Here is a 14,539-nt window from a genome sequence, read left to right as displayed (position 1 = left end):
CGTTCCGAAGCCGTACGAGGAGAGCCGATGTCCCAGCAGACCCCTGCCCAGAACCAGGACGACACGGCGTACGAGCAGGACGACACGGCGTACGACTACGACGTGCTCGTCGTCGGGTCCGGCTTCGGCGGTTCGGTGACGGCGCTGCGGCTGACCGAGAAGGGCTACCGGGTCGGCGTCCTGGAGGCGGGCCGCCGCTTCACGCGCGCGTCGCTGCCGAAGAACTCCTGGGACGTCAAGAACTACCTGTGGGCGCCCAGGCTCGGCATGTACGGCATCCAGCGCATCCATCTGCTCGGCAATGTGATGGTGCTGGCGGGCGCGGGGGTCGGCGGCGGGTCGCTGAACTACGCCAACACCCTGTACGTGCCGCCCCGGCAGTTCTTCGACGACCCGCAGTGGAAGGACATCACCGACTGGCAGGAGGAGTTGGGCCCGTACTACGAGCAGGCCCGGCGGATGCTCGGGGTGCGGCTCAACCCGACCATGACCCCCTCCGACGTGCATCTGAAGGCGGCGGCCCAGCGGATGGGGGTGGGCGACACCTTCCACATGGCGCCGGTCGGCGTCTTCTTCGGGGACGGCCAGGACGCCGACGGCACGGTGAAGGCCAGGCCCGGCGAGCAGGTCGAGGACCCGTACTTCGGCGGGGCGGGCCCGGCGCGCAAGGCGTGCACCGAGTGCGGCGAGTGCATGACGGGCTGCCGCCACGGCGCCAAGAACACCCTCAACGAGAACTACCTCTACCTCGCCGAGAAGGCAGGCGCGGTGGTGCACCCGATGACCACCGTCGTCTCGGTCACCGACGACTCGCGCGGCGGGTACGCGATCGCCACGCTGCCCACCGACGACCGCAAGAAGGCCCCGGGCCGGCTGTTCACGGCCCGGCGGGTGGTGATCGCGGCGGGCACCTACGGCACCCAGACCCTGCTGCACCGCATGCGCTCGGGCGGTCAGCTCCCGTACATCTCCAGGAAGCTGGGCGAGCTGACCCGTACCAACTCCGAGGCGCTGGTCGGCGCGCAGACCGACAACCGGCGCTACAAGAAGGCGCACGGCGCGGAGCGGGTCGACTTCACCCGGGGCGTCGCCATCACCTCCTCGGTCCACCCCGACGAGAACACCCACATCGAGCCGGTCCGCTACGGCCGGGGCTCGAACGCGATGGGCGGCCTGTCGATCCTCCAGGTGCCGTACGCGCAGGGCTCCTCGCGGGCGCTCGGCTGGCTGGCGAACGCGGTGAAGCATCCGGCTCTGCTGGCGCGCTCGGTGAGCAACCGCCGCTGGTCGGAGCGGACGATCATCGGCCTCGTCATGCAGTCCCTGGACAACTCCCTGACGACGTATCTGAAGCCGGACGGCGTCGGCAAGGGCCTGCTCACCGCCCGCCAGGGCCACGGCGCGCCCAACCCGAAGCAGATCGAGGCGGCCTCGCGGGCGGCCACCGCGATCGCCGCCGAGATCAACGGCTTCGCGGGCTCGAACGTCGGCGAGCTGATGGGCACCCCGCTGACCGCGCACTTCCTGGGCGGCTGCCCGATCGGCGCGTCGCCCGAGGAGGGCGTGATCGACCCGTACCACCGGCTCTTCGGGCACCCGGGGATCTCGGTGGTCGACGGGGCCGCGGTCTCGGCGAACCTGGGGGTGAACCCGTCCCTGACGATCACGGCGCAGGCCGAGCGGGCGATGTCGTTCTGGCCGAACAAGGGCGAGGCCGACCCGCGCCCGGCCCCGGGCAGGCCGTACGAACGGGTCGCGGCGGTGGCGCCGAAGGCCCCGGCGGTGCCGGAGGACGCGTTCGGCGCGCTGCGGCTGCCGTTCCTGGGGATGCCCGCGGTTCCGCCGAAGGAGCCGGGCGAGCCGCAGCGGGAGCCGAAGGCGTAGGAGTTCGGCCACCATTCGGCCATCAACGGAAGACGGGGAGCGCTGCACCCCCCTCCGAGTGCAGCGCTCCCCGCTCGTCCACGGGCCCCGCGGAACATGCGGGGCCGTTGGTTCCGCAGGGGATGACCTGCAACTCCTGTCAATGGTTGTCCCAGGATTCACAGAATCCTTATGTGCTTCCCGTCACATCTGTTTCGGGCGCCCGAAGGGTTACCGGAGAGATCCCGCCAAATGCGACGCCCGGGGCAACCGGCCGCAGCGGTCGGGGCTCCGCGCGCGAGCGGAAGAGGGCCTGGTCGGAAGGCGACCAACAGGCCCGGAAGGCGACCAACGGGCCCGGACAGAGCGAAGGGCCCCGCGTCGGGCCATCCTCCAGGGGATGGCCCGCGGGGCCCTTGGCGTCAGCACCGACGTCAGGGCAGCATCGGTGCCTCGGGGCGGCGACGGGGGGTGGCGCCGCCTGGGTGTGCGCCGGGTGGCCGACCGGGCGCGCGGGGGGCGCGCGGGTGGTGTCGACCACTGGCAGTCGCTCTGCGCAGTACGGGACGTGTCTTTGCATCGTGAGGGATGGGCTGCGGACCGCGCAACCGTTTGGACCGGATGCGGCCGGCCCCGGGCGCCCCCGGAACCGACCGCTTTTAAGGGGTGACCGGGCTGCTGTCCCCTGCCGTCCGGTCACGCGCGCTGGGGCGAGGTCCCACGACGCACCAACGGTGCGTCACACGCTCCAGCGGAGCCACGCGTGGTTTTTTCGGGCCCGCCCCTGGCTGGCACGGACACCCTGACAAACGAAGTGGGGCCGGGGGCGGTCACGGCGCCGGACGGGTGAGGATGCGCCCGAACGCAGATCCGGCCCGGCCCCGGCCGCTCACGTGCGGCGCTGGGCTCTGGGGTCCTGCGGCCCTGGGCCCCCGGCCTCAGATCCGGCCCCGGCACAGCTCCAGCATCGTCATCGCCAGCGCGGTGCCGGGCTTGCCGAGCGCGTCCCGGTAGTGGGCCAGGACCTCCATCTCGCGGTTCAGGTTCACCCGGCGGCCACCGGAGGCGATCCGGGACTCCTGGATCACGGCCGAGACGGCCATCCGTTCCTGGATGAGGCCGATGATCCGGTCGTCGAGCATGTCGATGCGCTCGCGGGCACCGGTGATCACGGCGGCGGCCTCGTCGGTGCGGGCGCCGGTCTTCTCCGTCTGGGTGGCGGTCATGTCGGGGGCTCCTCGTGTCTCGGGGGAGGCGGCCCCGGAGCGGCAAGGCCCGGAAATGACAGAGCGCCCCGGGCCTTGTCGGCCCGGGGCGCCTGGGAAGTCGCTTGTCAGTTGCTCAAGCAGCACGACCATGGCGCCCGGCGGGCCGGGTGCCATAGGTAAAGACGAAGGTCTGGTGCTTGCGCATGGGCACAGTATGAACCCGGCCCGGCGGGCGGAGCCAACCCGGGTTCGGATGGTGAGACGAAAATGCCCGGCGCGCGCCCCGGTAGAATCGACAATTACCGACCCCCTCCCACCGCCGGAAGGCCGCCAGTGTCATCAGCGCCCACCGCTGCCGCGCCCGCATCCAACCCGGACGTAGTCCTGGTTGTCGATTTCGGCGCCCAGTACGCCCAGCTCATCGCCCGCCGCGTCCGTGAGGCCCGGGTCTACAGCGAGATCGTGCCCAGCACGATGCCCGTCGCCGAGATGCTGGCCAAGAACCCGAAGGCGATCATCCTCTCGGGCGGCCCGTCCTCCGTGTACGCGGAAGGCGCCCCCGTCCTGGAGCGTGAGATCTTCGAGGCCGGGGTCCCGGTCTTCGGCATGTGCTACGGCTTCCAGCTGATGGCGACGACGCTCGGCGGCACGGTCGACGACAACGGCGCGCGCGAGTACGGCCGTACGCCGCTGCACGTCACCAAGGCCGGCTCGACGCTCTTCGAGGGCACGCCCACCGAGCAGTCGGTGTGGATGTCGCACGGCGACGCCTGCTCGGCGGCCCCCGAGGGCTTCACCGTCACCGCGTCCACGGACGTCGTACCGGTCGCGGCCTTCGAGAACGACGAGAAGAAGCTGTACGGCGTGCAGTACCACCCCGAGGTGCTGCACTCCACGCACGGCCAGCAGATCCTGGAGCACTTCCTCTACCGCGGCGCCGGCATCGAGCCGACCTGGACGACGCACAACGTCGTCGAGGAGCAGGTCGCGCTGATCCGCGAGCAGGTCGGCACCAAGCGCGCCATCTGCGGCCTGTCCGGCGGTGTGGACTCGGCGGTCGCCGCGGCCCTCGTCCAGAAGGCCATCGGCTCCCAGCTGACCTGTGTGTACGTGGACCACGGTCTGATGCGCAAGGGCGAGACCGAGCAGGTCGAGAAGGACTTCGTGGCCGCCACCGGCGTCCAGCTGAAGGTCGTCGACGCGCAGGAGCGGTTCCTCACCGCGCTCGCCGGGGTCTCCGACCCGGAGACCAAGCGGAAGATCATCGGCCGCGAGTTCATCCGCGTCTTCGAGCAGGCGCAGCTGGAGATCCTCCAGGAGGACGGCCCCGAGGTCGCCTTCCTGGTGCAGGGCACCCTCTACCCGGACGTCGTCGAGTCCGGCGGCGGCACCGGCACCGCGAACATCAAGTCGCACCACAACGTGGGCGGCCTGCCCGACGACATCGAGTTCGAGCTCGTCGAGCCGCTGCGCAAGCTGTTCAAGGACGAGGTCCGGATGGTCGGCCAGGAGCTCGGCCTGCCGGAGGAGATCGTCCAGCGCCAGCCGTTCCCGGGTCCGGGCCTCGGCATCCGCATCGTCGGCGAGGTCACCAAGGACCGCCTCGACCTGCTGCGCGAGGCCGACGCCATCGCCCGCGAGGAGCTGACGGCGGCCGGTCTCGACCGCGAGATCTGGCAGTGCCCGGTCGTGCTGCTCGCGGACGTCCGCAGCGTCGGCGTCCAGGGCGACGGCCGCACCTACGGCCACCCGATCGTGCTGCGCCCGGTCTCGTCCGAGGACGCCATGACGGCGGACTGGACGCGGATGCCGTACGACGTGCTCGCGAAGATCTCGACGCGCATCACCAACGAGGTGGCCGACGTCAACCGAGTCGTACTCGACGTCACGAGCAAGCCGCCGGGCACGATCGAGTGGGAGTAGGACTCCCCGAGTAGTGGATCGGCGCCCGCCGCCTCCCGGATTCCGGGAGGCGGCGGGCGCCGATCTTTGGGGGCGCGGGGCTGCGACACTTGCGGCGCCGCCTTTAAGGGGCGCGGGGAACTGCGCGACCAGCCCCAGACGGCCCGCAGATGACAACGTGCTCGCCCTGTTCACCGACAGGACCGCGCGGTAACTTCCGGCCATGACCGAGATGCCGGCGGCGCCCACGCCGATACCTGTGGATCAGCTCCACTTCTCGTTGCCCCCAATGCACGACGACCCCGTCGACACGCGGCGGTACCGAAAGCAGCGCCTGGTCGGCGCGCTTCGGCTGTTCGCGCGGTTCGGTTACGAGGAGGGCGTGTCCGGGCACATCTCGGCGCGGGACCCGGAGTTCGAGGACTGCTACTGGGTGAATCCTTTCGGCGTCCCGTTCGCGCATGTCACGGCGGGCTCTCTGGTGCTGGTCAACGGGGACGGCCAGGTCGTCGAGGGCCGCCACCACGTCAACCAGGCGGCCTTCGCGGTCCACGCCCAGGTGCACCGGGCCCGGCCCGATGTCGTCGCCGTCGCGCACACCCACTCGGTGCACGGGCGCGCGCTGGCGGCGCTCGGCGAGCTGATCGAGCCGTACACCCAGGAGGCGTGCGCCTTCTTCGAGGACCACGCGCTCTTCGACGCGTACACGGGTGTGGTCGTCGACGCCGAGGAGGGCCGCCGGATCGCGGCCGCGATCGGTGCGTACAAGGCGGTGATCCTGCGCAACCACGGGCTGCTGACCGTGGGGGACTCGGTGGACGCGGCGGCCTGGTGGTTCCTGTCGATGGAGCGCTGCGCCCAGGTGCAGCTGGCCGCGCGGGCCGCCGGGAAGCCGGTGCTCATCGACCGCGCGGACGCGGCCGCCACCCATGACCAGCTCGGCAGCGATCTGGTCGCCTGGATCAACTACCAGCCGCTGTGGCGCCAGATCAGCGAGTCGGAGCCCGAACTCCTGTCGTAGTACGTCAATTTGATGGTGCGTCAATCACTCGCGCCGCGACGCCCCACCGACCGGGGGGTGCTCCGCGTACGGCACAATTCGCTGACAGTGGGCGTGACTTGGGTGTGCGTGAGGGAGAGGGCGAGATCTCTGTGGCGGTGCAGGAGGCTCGGCAGTGCTGTGGTGAGTGCGGGCCGGGGTCGCGGGACGGGCACCGGCGCGCTGTCGCGGAGTTCCTGGCCAAGCGCGACGGGTTCGCCGCCGGAGAGGGGCTGCCCGCCGCCGTCGCGCACTCCGCCGGGGCGTCCCGCCAGTGGGTGTCGGACGAGCTCACCCAGTCCGCCCGCGTCCTCGCCGAGTGCGGCCGGGAGGCGGGGCAGGCCTGGCCGGGCGCGGTCTGGCGGGCCACCGTCGCGATCGTGTGGGGCGGCGTGGCCGCGCTGGCGCTCGCGGAGTCGTCCACCGCGATCGGCACCGGCTGGACCGCCGCGCGGACGGCGGGCCTGATCGCCGCCGTGGCCGCCGCCGTCCTGCTGACCGGGGCCGCCCGGCTGCATCGCGCGCGTGGCGGCCTGCTCGCGCCCGTCGTCGGCGAGGACAACCGGCTGTCCACCTCGCGCGCGGTGGCCGCCACCTGGGTGCTGCTGGTGGTCTTCGCGGTCCTCGTCCTCGCGCTGCGCCTCGCCGCGGCGTCCGGTCCCGGGGACCGCGACGCGGTGCTCGACGGCCTGAAACTCGGCCGGGGCGCGGGCCTGTTGACGGTGGTCGCGCTGGTCTGCGCGATCGCCGTGGTGGTGCGCCGCGTGGTGGTCGTACGCATCGCCGGGCAGCGGCTGCAGAAGGTGCGCGCCGAGCGGCCGCGCGCCGCCGACCTGCTCACCGACGACGCCGGGCGCGGCAGCTTCTCGGATGTGCAGTACGTGCTGGTCAGCGCGGTCGCCGTGGTCTTCGCCGGGGTGCGCCTGACCCGTCGGCCGGAGCAGCTGCCCGATCTGCCGTGGGCGCTGGCGCTGCTGGTCGCGGTGTCGGCCCTGACGTACTTCGCCGGGAAGTACGCGGAGGGCGGCCGCCCGGTGGTGCTCTCGGTCGTGCGGGCGCGGGAGGCGGGCGACCTGGACGCGCCGATCCGTACCGGCGACGACATCGAGATCCGGGGCGCCGGATTCGTGCCGCCGGGCGCGGGCACCCCCGACCGGCTCGCCCGGATGGTCGTGCGGATCGGCGCCGTCCATGTCCATGTGCCGCTGATCCCGGTGACCGGCGGCTTCGCCAACCCCAGCGACACCCTGCTGACCGTCCCGGTCCCGGTCGACGTCGAGCCCGGCCGGGTCGAGGTGCGGGTGGTGACGGCGGCGGGCGTCGAGACCAACCGGATCTCGATCGACGTCACCGACTGAGTCCCGCGCACCGCACCGAGCCCGTTGACGGCTCAACCGGTTGAGCCGCGTGTACCTCCCGTACGTATGGTCTGTTGACAGGGGTTACGGAAGGCGGGATCGGCGATGGCACACGGATATCTCACCCGGACGCACAGCGGCACGGCGATGGGCAGGGCGGGGCTGAGGGAGCGGGCGGGCAGGTACGCGTTGCTGCCGCTGCGCGTCTTCCTCGGCGTCACGTTCGTCTACGCCGGGTTCGACAAGCTCACCGGCGGCACCACCACCCTGAAGGCGAGCGGCAGCGGCTCGATCGGGGAGCTGATGCACTCGGTGCGCGACAGCTCCGCGATCCCGGCCCTGGTCGACCTCGCCCTCAAGAGCCCGGTCGGCTTCGGGTACGCCATCGCGTTCGGCGAGATCGCGGTCGGACTCGGCATCCTGATCGGCCTGTTCGGGCGGCTCGCGGCGGCCGGCGGGGCGCTGATCTCGCTCAGCCTGTGGCTGACCGTGAGCTGGGCGACCACGCCGTACTACTACGGCAACGACCTGGCCTATCTCATGGCCTGGCTGCCGCTGGTGCTGGCCGGGACGCCGCTGCTGTCGGCGGACGCCTGGCTTGCGGCGCGGCGCCGTCTGCGCACCCCGTAGGCGATCCAGCTCGCCAGCCCGGCGAGCCCGAGGCCGCCGGACATCAGCGGGATCACCGCGTACCACGGCGTGTTCCACTCGTCGGCGGCGTCGCCCGCGAACAGCACGGCCGTGGCGAGCACCGCGGCCCCCGCGATCAGCCGGCCGGGCCGGAACTCATGACGCGGCACGGTCCACCTCCGCCTGGCCGATGGAGACGTGCAGATCGAGCTCGACCGTTCCGGCGGGCTTGACGTCCGCGGGCGGCGCGAGCGTCACGGTCTTCTTCTGCCGCGGCTCGACATCCACGTCGTGCGGGCTCTCGCTGGGCAACTGCACATCGCCCACGCCCACCTGGATGGTCGCCTTCACGGTCACGCCCTTCGGTACGAACACCCGGAGCCGGCCCGCGCCGAGCTCCGCGCGCGTGGTCACGGTCTGCCCGGCGGGCACCACGATCCGGCTGAGATCGAGCGTCCCCTCGCCGGTGCCCAGCCGGTACGACGGCTGTACGTCGGCGACGGCGGCCGGCCTCCAGTTCGCCCGGGTCCAGTGGGTGTCGATGGTCTTGGGCAGCGCCGAGGCCCCGGCCAGCAGGGCCGCGGTGAGCACCGCCATGAACAGTGTGCCGAACCCCGTACGCCCCACGAACGCGCTGATCACCAGGCCGAGGCCGAACACCGCGAGGGCGGCGGTCAGGCCGATCTGGAGCGCGGTGCCCAGCGGCTGGTGGTGCCAGCCGCCCGCCGTGCCGACGCCGCCCGCGATCAGCGCGAGCAGGAAGACGATCCCGCCGATCGGGCGCGGGCCCCGGGTGGCCCGGTCGGCCGCCTTCTCGGCCGGGCCCTCCTTGGCCCGGACCCGGAACCCGGTGCGTCCCGGCGGTGCGTCGGCGCCCTCGGCGCCCCACAGATAGCCGGTGCCGACCGGGCCCGTGGTGCCGTCCTTGACGATCGGGTCGCGCCACCAGGAGGGCGGGCCGGGGGCGGGCGGCGCCTTGGTCTCGGGGGGCGCGCCCGGGGTGGCGAAGGTCTGGGAGGCGGCGCCGGCCGCCGTCTGGGCTGCGGCGGACTCCGGCGGGGCGTCCACAGGAGCGGTGGAGCGGCGCTGCGACCAGACGGCGGTGCCCGCGACCGCCAGGGTGAGCAGACCCGCGAAGACGAGCACCGAATCGTTGCCGATCATGGACAGGAAGATCCCGCACCCGGCCAGCGCCATCAGCACGGCGGCGAGCGCGGCCCCTTCGACCCGCCCCGACAGCAGCCGCCGTGCCTCGTTCTCGTCCTCGCCGTCCAGCGGGACGAGCAGCCACGCGAAGCCGTAGAAGACCAGCCCGAGGCCGCCGGTGACGGTCAGCACGCCGAGCGCCACCCGGAAGATCACCGGGTCGATGTCGCACCACCGGCCGAGCCCGCCGCACACGCCGCCGATCACTTTGTTGCGGCTGCTGCGGCGCAGCTGCGGCACGGCGGGCCCGGGGTCCGGCGGCGCGAGGGGAGTCTCGGTCGGCTGAGTCATACGTCCATGGTGACGGGCGGTACGGGCGTGCGGCACCCGGCCCGACCCTGGCCTGTCCCTGAGATTGCCCTGATGGGCGGCTCGGGCCTCCCCCTGACGGGGGATCCGTCCTCCCCCGTGCGGGGATCGCGGATCAGGGGTGGTGTGGGGGCATACCCTGATGTCCGCGCCCGGCCCGGCGTGTGACGATCGGTGCATGTCAGTCGCCGCTTCCCGTATCGCGCCCACCGAGGCGGACGAGCCCCCCGTGCGCAAGCTCTACCGGTCCGCCGAGGGGCGGATGCTCGGTGGCGTGGCGCGCGGACTCGCCGGCCACCTCGGGCTGCCGGTGGTCTGGGTGCGGATCGTCTTCCTCGGCCTGTTCACGATCGAGGGCCTGGGGGCGCTGCTGTACGCGGTGTTCTGGTTCGTGGTGCCGCTGGGCCTGGGCGGTACGGCCGCCGAGCCGCGCTCCGCGTTCGAGGTGAGCCCGGACGGCCGCCGCAGGCTGCGCAAGCCCGACAAGGGCCAGGTCGTCGCGCTGATAGCGCTCTGCGTGGGAGCCGCGATCTTCGCGGGGAACGTGAACGTCGACGGCTGGGCCAGCCCCTACATCTGGCCGACGCTGCTGGTCGGCGCCGGGGTGGTCCTGGTGTGGCGGCAGGCGGACAACGCCCGGCGCGCGCGCTGGACCGAGGGCGCCCGGCGCAGCAGGCTGTTGCCGCTCGCCCGGGCACTCGCGGGCGTGGCCCTGGTCGGCACCGGGTTCACCGCGTTCGTGGTGGTCCGGGGCTCGGCCGCGCAGCTCGGCAATGTGATGACGGCCGCGGTCGCGGTGATCGCGGGCATAGCCCTGCTGGCCGGCCCGTATCTGGTGCGTATGACCCAGGACCTTTCCGAGGAGCGGCTGATGCGCATCCGCGCCCAGGAGCGCGCCGAGGTCGCCGCCCATGTGCACGACTCGGTGCTGCACACCCTCACGCTGATCCAGCGCAACGCGGAGAACGTGGGCGAGGTGCGCCGGCTCGCCCGCGCCCAGGAGCGGGAGCTGCGGGCGTGGCTCTACAAGCCGGAGGGTACGGGCAAGGACGAGGCGCAGGAGCCGACGACGCTCGCGGAGGCGGTGAAGAAGGCCGCCGCCGAGGTGGAGGACAAGCACGGCGTCCCGCTGGAGGTCGTGGTGGTCGGCGACTGCCCGCTCGACGAGAAGCTGACCGCGCAGATGCAGGCCGCGCGCGAGGCGATGGTGAACGCCGCGAAGTACGGTGGCGAGGGCGGAGCGGTCCAGGTCTTCGCGGAGGTCGAGGGGCGTACGGTCTTCGTCTCCGTACGGGACCGGGGCCCGGGCTTCGACCCGGACGCGGTGCCCGGCGACCGGATGGGCGTACGAGAATCGATCATCGGCCGGATGCAGCGCAACGGCGGAACGGCGCGGCTGCGTTCGGTGCCCGGTGGGGGCACGGAGGTCGAGCTGGAGATGGAGAGGGCGGACGGATGACGACGGAGCAGACCCAGGGAGCCCAGGGCGGAGCCGAGCGGCGGGTGCGGGTCGTCCTGGTCGACGACCACCGCATGTTCCGCACGGGCGTCCAGGCGGAGATCGGGCGGACCGAGGAGACGGGCGTCGAGGTGGTCGGCGAGGCGGCCGACGTGGACCAGGCGATCACGGTCATCACGGCGACCCGGCCGGAGGTCGTGCTGCTCGATGTGCACCTGCCGGGCGGCGGCGGGGTGGAAGTGCTGCGCCGCTCGGCCCCGTTGATGGCGGACGCGGAGCGGCCGGTGCGCTTCCTCGCGCTGTCGGTGTCGGACGCGGCGGAGGACGTGATCGGGGTGATCCGGGGCGGCGCCCGGGGCTATGTCACCAAGACCATCACGGGTACGGACCTGGTCGACTCCATCTTCCGGGTCCAGGACGGCGACGCGGTCTTCTCGCCCCGCCTGGCGGGCTTCGTCCTGGACGCCTTCGCGTCCACGGACGCGCCGCCGGTCGACGAGGACATGGACCGGCTGACCCAGCGGGAGCGTGAGGTGCTGCGGCTGATCGCGCGCGGCTACGCGTACAAGGAGATCGCCAAGCAGCTGTTCATCTCGGTGAAGACGGTCGAGTCGCATGTCTCGGCGGTGCTGCGCAAGCTCCAGCTCTCCAACCGCCATGAGCTGACGCGCTGGGCGACGGCGCGGCGGCTGGTCTGACAGCACCCGCCGGGGAGGCGGGAACCGGGATTGTCAAGACAGCGTCAAAACCAACGTGACTTCGCGATAGGGAAGTTACGATGCGCGCCGTTGGTGATCTCCGGGACACGGGGGAGTGGTCCATGAGCTTCGAGGAAGAGTGGGCGTCGAGCAAGGCGGCGGCCGCCGGGCAGCCGGTGAGCATGCGGCTGAACCGGGTGCCGAACGACGGGCCGCCCGCGCCGGCGGGTCCGGGCAACGACAACGATCTGGCGTCCAACGCGGGGCGCAAGAAGACCGCCGCCAACGACATCGAGACGGACTTCGAGCCCAACAGCAAGAAGGCGGGCGCCTGGGCCGACGAGGCGACGGCCACGGCGGTCAAGGCGTTCACGGGCTGGGCGACCGGGGAGGGTCTGAAGAAGGCCGAGGAGAACTGGGGGAAGTCGGTCACGGCGCTGCTGGCCCGGCTGTCCGGTGAGAAGGCCGCGCTGCGCGGCACGAACCAGCTGTTCTTCAACAACGACATCGGCGTCGGCAACGACTTCAACCCGCTGATCAAACCGTCCGGGCTGTACCAGATCTCGCCGCCGGCGCACCCGTAGGAGACCCGCCTTGCTGACCTACGAAGAGATCATGAAGACCGATCTCTCCCAGCTCACCACCGCCGCCGACAAGTGGGACGCGATGGCGGGGGAGTTCAAGAAGCTGGAGGACCGCTACAAGAACCAGGTCCAGAACGTGAGCCTGGACGGCACCTGGACCGGCCAGGCCTCGCTCTACTCCCGGCCCAACTTCGCGACCACGCACAACCAGTACGTGGCCGCGCAGACGGAGGCCAAGGCCGTCGCCTCGCTGCTGCGCGAGGCGCACACACAGTTCGTGGACCTGAAGGCCAAGGTGGTGTCCGCCAGGGAGGACGCCATCAAGGCGGGCATGAAGGTGTCCGACACGGGCACCGCGACCTTCGACTTCAGCAAGGTGAGCGCGTCGGCGGCCAACGCGATGCGCCACGACCCGGATTTCCACGACGTCGAGAGCTCCTGGAGCCAGCACATCGCGCAGGCCGTGTCCGCCATGGACGAAGCGGACCAGTGGATGAAGACCGCCCTGGATGCCGTGGGAGCGGACGCCAACCCGTTGGACGGCACCCCGAACGGCTTCAACGCCAAGGCCAACGGGAACGTGGAGTACTACGAGGCCGAGGCGATGGTCCAGCTGGCCAACAAGATCAATGACGGCAAGAAGCTGACCCCGCAGGAGCTGGCGAAGGCGGAGGAGCTGTTCCGGGACCACGCCAACAACAAGGTCTTCACGCAGACGCTGCTCCAGGAACTGGGCCCCGACGGCGCGATGAAGTTCACCCGGCACGTGGACGACTGGGCGCTCTCCGACAAGGACCACAAGAGCGACTACGCGGCCATCGAACGCGGCTTCGCCGACTCGCTGGCCACCGCGACCACTGTCCCCGGCAAGGTCGCCGACATGCCGCCGGGCTCGGAGAAGTACAAGGCGTGGCTGGACAGCGCGGACGGCAAGTTCTACAAGGACTGGATGGCCGGTATGCAGGACACCGGCACCCACAACTACGGGGACAACCTGCGCCCGCTGCACGGGTACCAGATCCTCACGACGCTGATGCAGAAGGCTGACGTCCCGTACGACGACCAGTATCTGAACGCCATGGGCGACCAGATGATCGCCGCCGAGAGGGCGGACAAGAGCAAGAGCCTGTTCGACACCTGGGGCGCCGACTACAAGGGCATCACTCCGGACCCGATCGATGCGCTGATGGGCGTCATGAGCAAGAACCCGGACGCCTCGACGTTCTTCTTCGACCCGGCCGACAAGGACGGCGCCGACCACCTCAAGTACCTGGTGGGCTCGGGACACGACGCCCGGCACTGGCCCTCGCACTTCGTCTCCGGTGGGTACGCCACCGAGCACCTCGACCTGCCCAACCCCCGCGCCGGGCTCGGCTCGGCGCTGGAGGCCGCGGCGACGGGCCACCCGCCGCTCGGCGTGAACCAGGATCCGTATCCGGTGCCCGGGCACACCCAGGCCCAGGCGCGGGTGATGGACGCGATCATCAAGAACCTGGACGGCGGCACCAGCACCACGGTCCAGGCCGACCTGCGCGACCCGGTGGCCAAGGCGCTCGCCGAGTACACCCCGGACACGCACGCGATCCTCAGCGGATCCGGCGGCGGCTACTTCGACCACCGGGTCGACGGGTCCTGGACGGACGCGAACGGCAAGGCCCATCTCGCGACGTTGCCGAAGGAACTGGTGCAGGTCATGCGGGGGCTTTCGGACGACCCGAACGCCTACTCGGATCTCAACAAGACGGAACTGCGCTACATCGACCAGCAGTTGCACCAGATACCGCAGGGGGCGACGGGGTTCGACCGCAGTGTGCCGCTCTCCCACGCCGGGTCCGTGCTCGGCACGTACACCGCGATACGCGAGGATGTGCTCAACGACACTCGCGTGAGCGAGTACTCGAAGGCCGACTGGAAGGCGAAGATGGCCTACCACTTCATCGGTGGCGCGCTCACGCCGCTCTATCTCACCGCGGGCGAGACGACCATCGCCGTCGGTGACTCCCTGCAGCGTGGCGTCGACACCATCACCTACGAGTGGGACAACGCGATGCGGGCAAAGGCCGACTCGAAAGCCAATGAGGACATCGCCAACTCCTTTATGAACGCGGATACCCAGATGCATACGATCGTGGGCACTTGGGGGAACGAGCGTTACGACACCAAAACACCGGAGGGTCAGGAGAAGGTGGACGGGTTGTTCAACGAGATCATGGGCGGGCATACGGCCGGGCTGACCATGGCGCGCGGCTACCTCACCGACACCACCAACTGAGCCGGGGCAGG

Annotated in this window: 12 protein-coding genes; 9 read left to right on the top strand and 3 right to left on the bottom strand. The window is 71.3% G+C overall.

The window, feature by feature from the left end:
* Window positions 1-27 precede the first annotated feature (27 nt).
* Complete coding sequence (locus ACGFRG_RS27920) at window positions 28-1,884, top strand: GMC oxidoreductase (protein WP_393268329.1); 1,857 nt, start codon at window positions 28-30, stop codon at window positions 1,882-1,884.
* 917 nt (window positions 1,885-2,801) lie between these two features.
* Here ACGFRG_RS27920 and ACGFRG_RS27915 read toward each other — a convergent pair.
* Entirely contained in the window at window positions 2,802-3,089 is a 288-nt protein-coding gene (locus ACGFRG_RS27915; RefSeq protein WP_393268327.1) for a chorismate mutase, read from the bottom strand.
* A 315-nt stretch (window positions 3,090-3,404) separates the two neighbouring features.
* Between ACGFRG_RS27915 and guaA the strand changes: the two genes are divergently transcribed.
* From guaA to ACGFRG_RS27895, 4 genes are all read left to right on the top strand, one after another.
* Window positions 3,405-4,994 carry a glutamine-hydrolyzing GMP synthase gene (guaA, locus tag ACGFRG_RS27910; RefSeq protein WP_361426668.1) on the top strand — a complete coding sequence of 530 codons (1,590 nt, stop codon included), beginning with the start codon at window positions 3,405-3,407 and terminating at the stop codon, window positions 4,992-4,994.
* Between the two features lie 202 nt (window positions 4,995-5,196).
* Complete coding sequence (locus tag ACGFRG_RS27905; RefSeq protein WP_393268324.1) at window positions 5,197-5,994, top strand: class II aldolase/adducin family protein; 798 nt, start codon at window positions 5,197-5,199, stop codon at window positions 5,992-5,994.
* A 131-nt stretch (window positions 5,995-6,125) separates the two neighbouring features.
* Window positions 6,126-7,370, top strand: coding sequence for a hypothetical protein (locus ACGFRG_RS27900; protein ID WP_393268322.1), 1,245 nt, complete (start codon window positions 6,126-6,128; stop codon window positions 7,368-7,370).
* A 105-nt stretch (window positions 7,371-7,475) separates the two neighbouring features.
* Window positions 7,476-8,000: a DoxX family protein gene (locus tag ACGFRG_RS27895; protein WP_361426677.1), complete on the top strand. Its 525-nt coding sequence runs from the start codon at window positions 7,476-7,478 to the stop codon at window positions 7,998-8,000.
* On the opposite strand, the gene ACGFRG_RS27890 is transcribed toward ACGFRG_RS27895, so the two are convergent.
* On the bottom strand, window positions 7,904-8,170 hold the full coding sequence (locus ACGFRG_RS27890; RefSeq protein ID WP_361426680.1) for a hypothetical protein: 267 nt from the start codon (window positions 8,168-8,170) through the stop codon (window positions 7,904-7,906). The genes ACGFRG_RS27895 and ACGFRG_RS27890 overlap by 97 nt on opposite strands.
* Window positions 8,157-9,497 (bottom strand): PspC domain-containing protein, encoded by a 1,341-nt coding sequence (locus tag ACGFRG_RS27885; RefSeq protein WP_361426683.1) that lies wholly within the window; start codon window positions 9,495-9,497, stop codon window positions 8,157-8,159. The genes ACGFRG_RS27890 and ACGFRG_RS27885 overlap by 14 nt, the downstream gene beginning before the upstream one ends.
* A 196-nt stretch (window positions 9,498-9,693) precedes the next feature.
* Here ACGFRG_RS27885 and ACGFRG_RS27880 point away from each other — a divergent pair, with 196 nt between their 5' ends.
* From ACGFRG_RS27880 to ACGFRG_RS27865, 4 genes are all read left to right on the top strand, one after another.
* Entirely contained in the window at window positions 9,694-10,974 is a 1,281-nt protein-coding gene (locus ACGFRG_RS27880) for a PspC domain-containing protein (RefSeq protein ID WP_361426686.1), read from the top strand.
* On the top strand, window positions 10,971-11,672 hold the full coding sequence (locus ACGFRG_RS27875; RefSeq protein ID WP_361426689.1) for a response regulator transcription factor: 702 nt from the start codon (window positions 10,971-10,973) through the stop codon (window positions 11,670-11,672). The genes ACGFRG_RS27880 and ACGFRG_RS27875 overlap by 4 nt, the downstream gene beginning before the upstream one ends.
* A 122-nt stretch (window positions 11,673-11,794) precedes the next feature.
* Window positions 11,795-12,256, top strand: coding sequence for a hypothetical protein (locus ACGFRG_RS27870; protein WP_361426692.1), 462 nt, complete (start codon window positions 11,795-11,797; stop codon window positions 12,254-12,256).
* 10 nt (window positions 12,257-12,266) lie between these two features.
* Complete coding sequence (locus ACGFRG_RS27865; protein WP_393268316.1) at window positions 12,267-14,528, top strand: hypothetical protein; 2,262 nt, start codon at window positions 12,267-12,269, stop codon at window positions 14,526-14,528.
* Window positions 14,529-14,539 lie beyond the last annotated feature (11 nt).

This window comes from Streptomyces sp. NPDC048696, from assembly GCF_043198895.1.
In the GTDB taxonomy this organism is placed as follows: Bacteria; Actinomycetota; Actinomycetes; order Streptomycetales; family Streptomycetaceae; genus Streptomyces.
The sequence above is the reverse complement of the archived record's forward strand: the minus strand, read 5'-3'. Positions and strand labels throughout refer to the sequence as shown.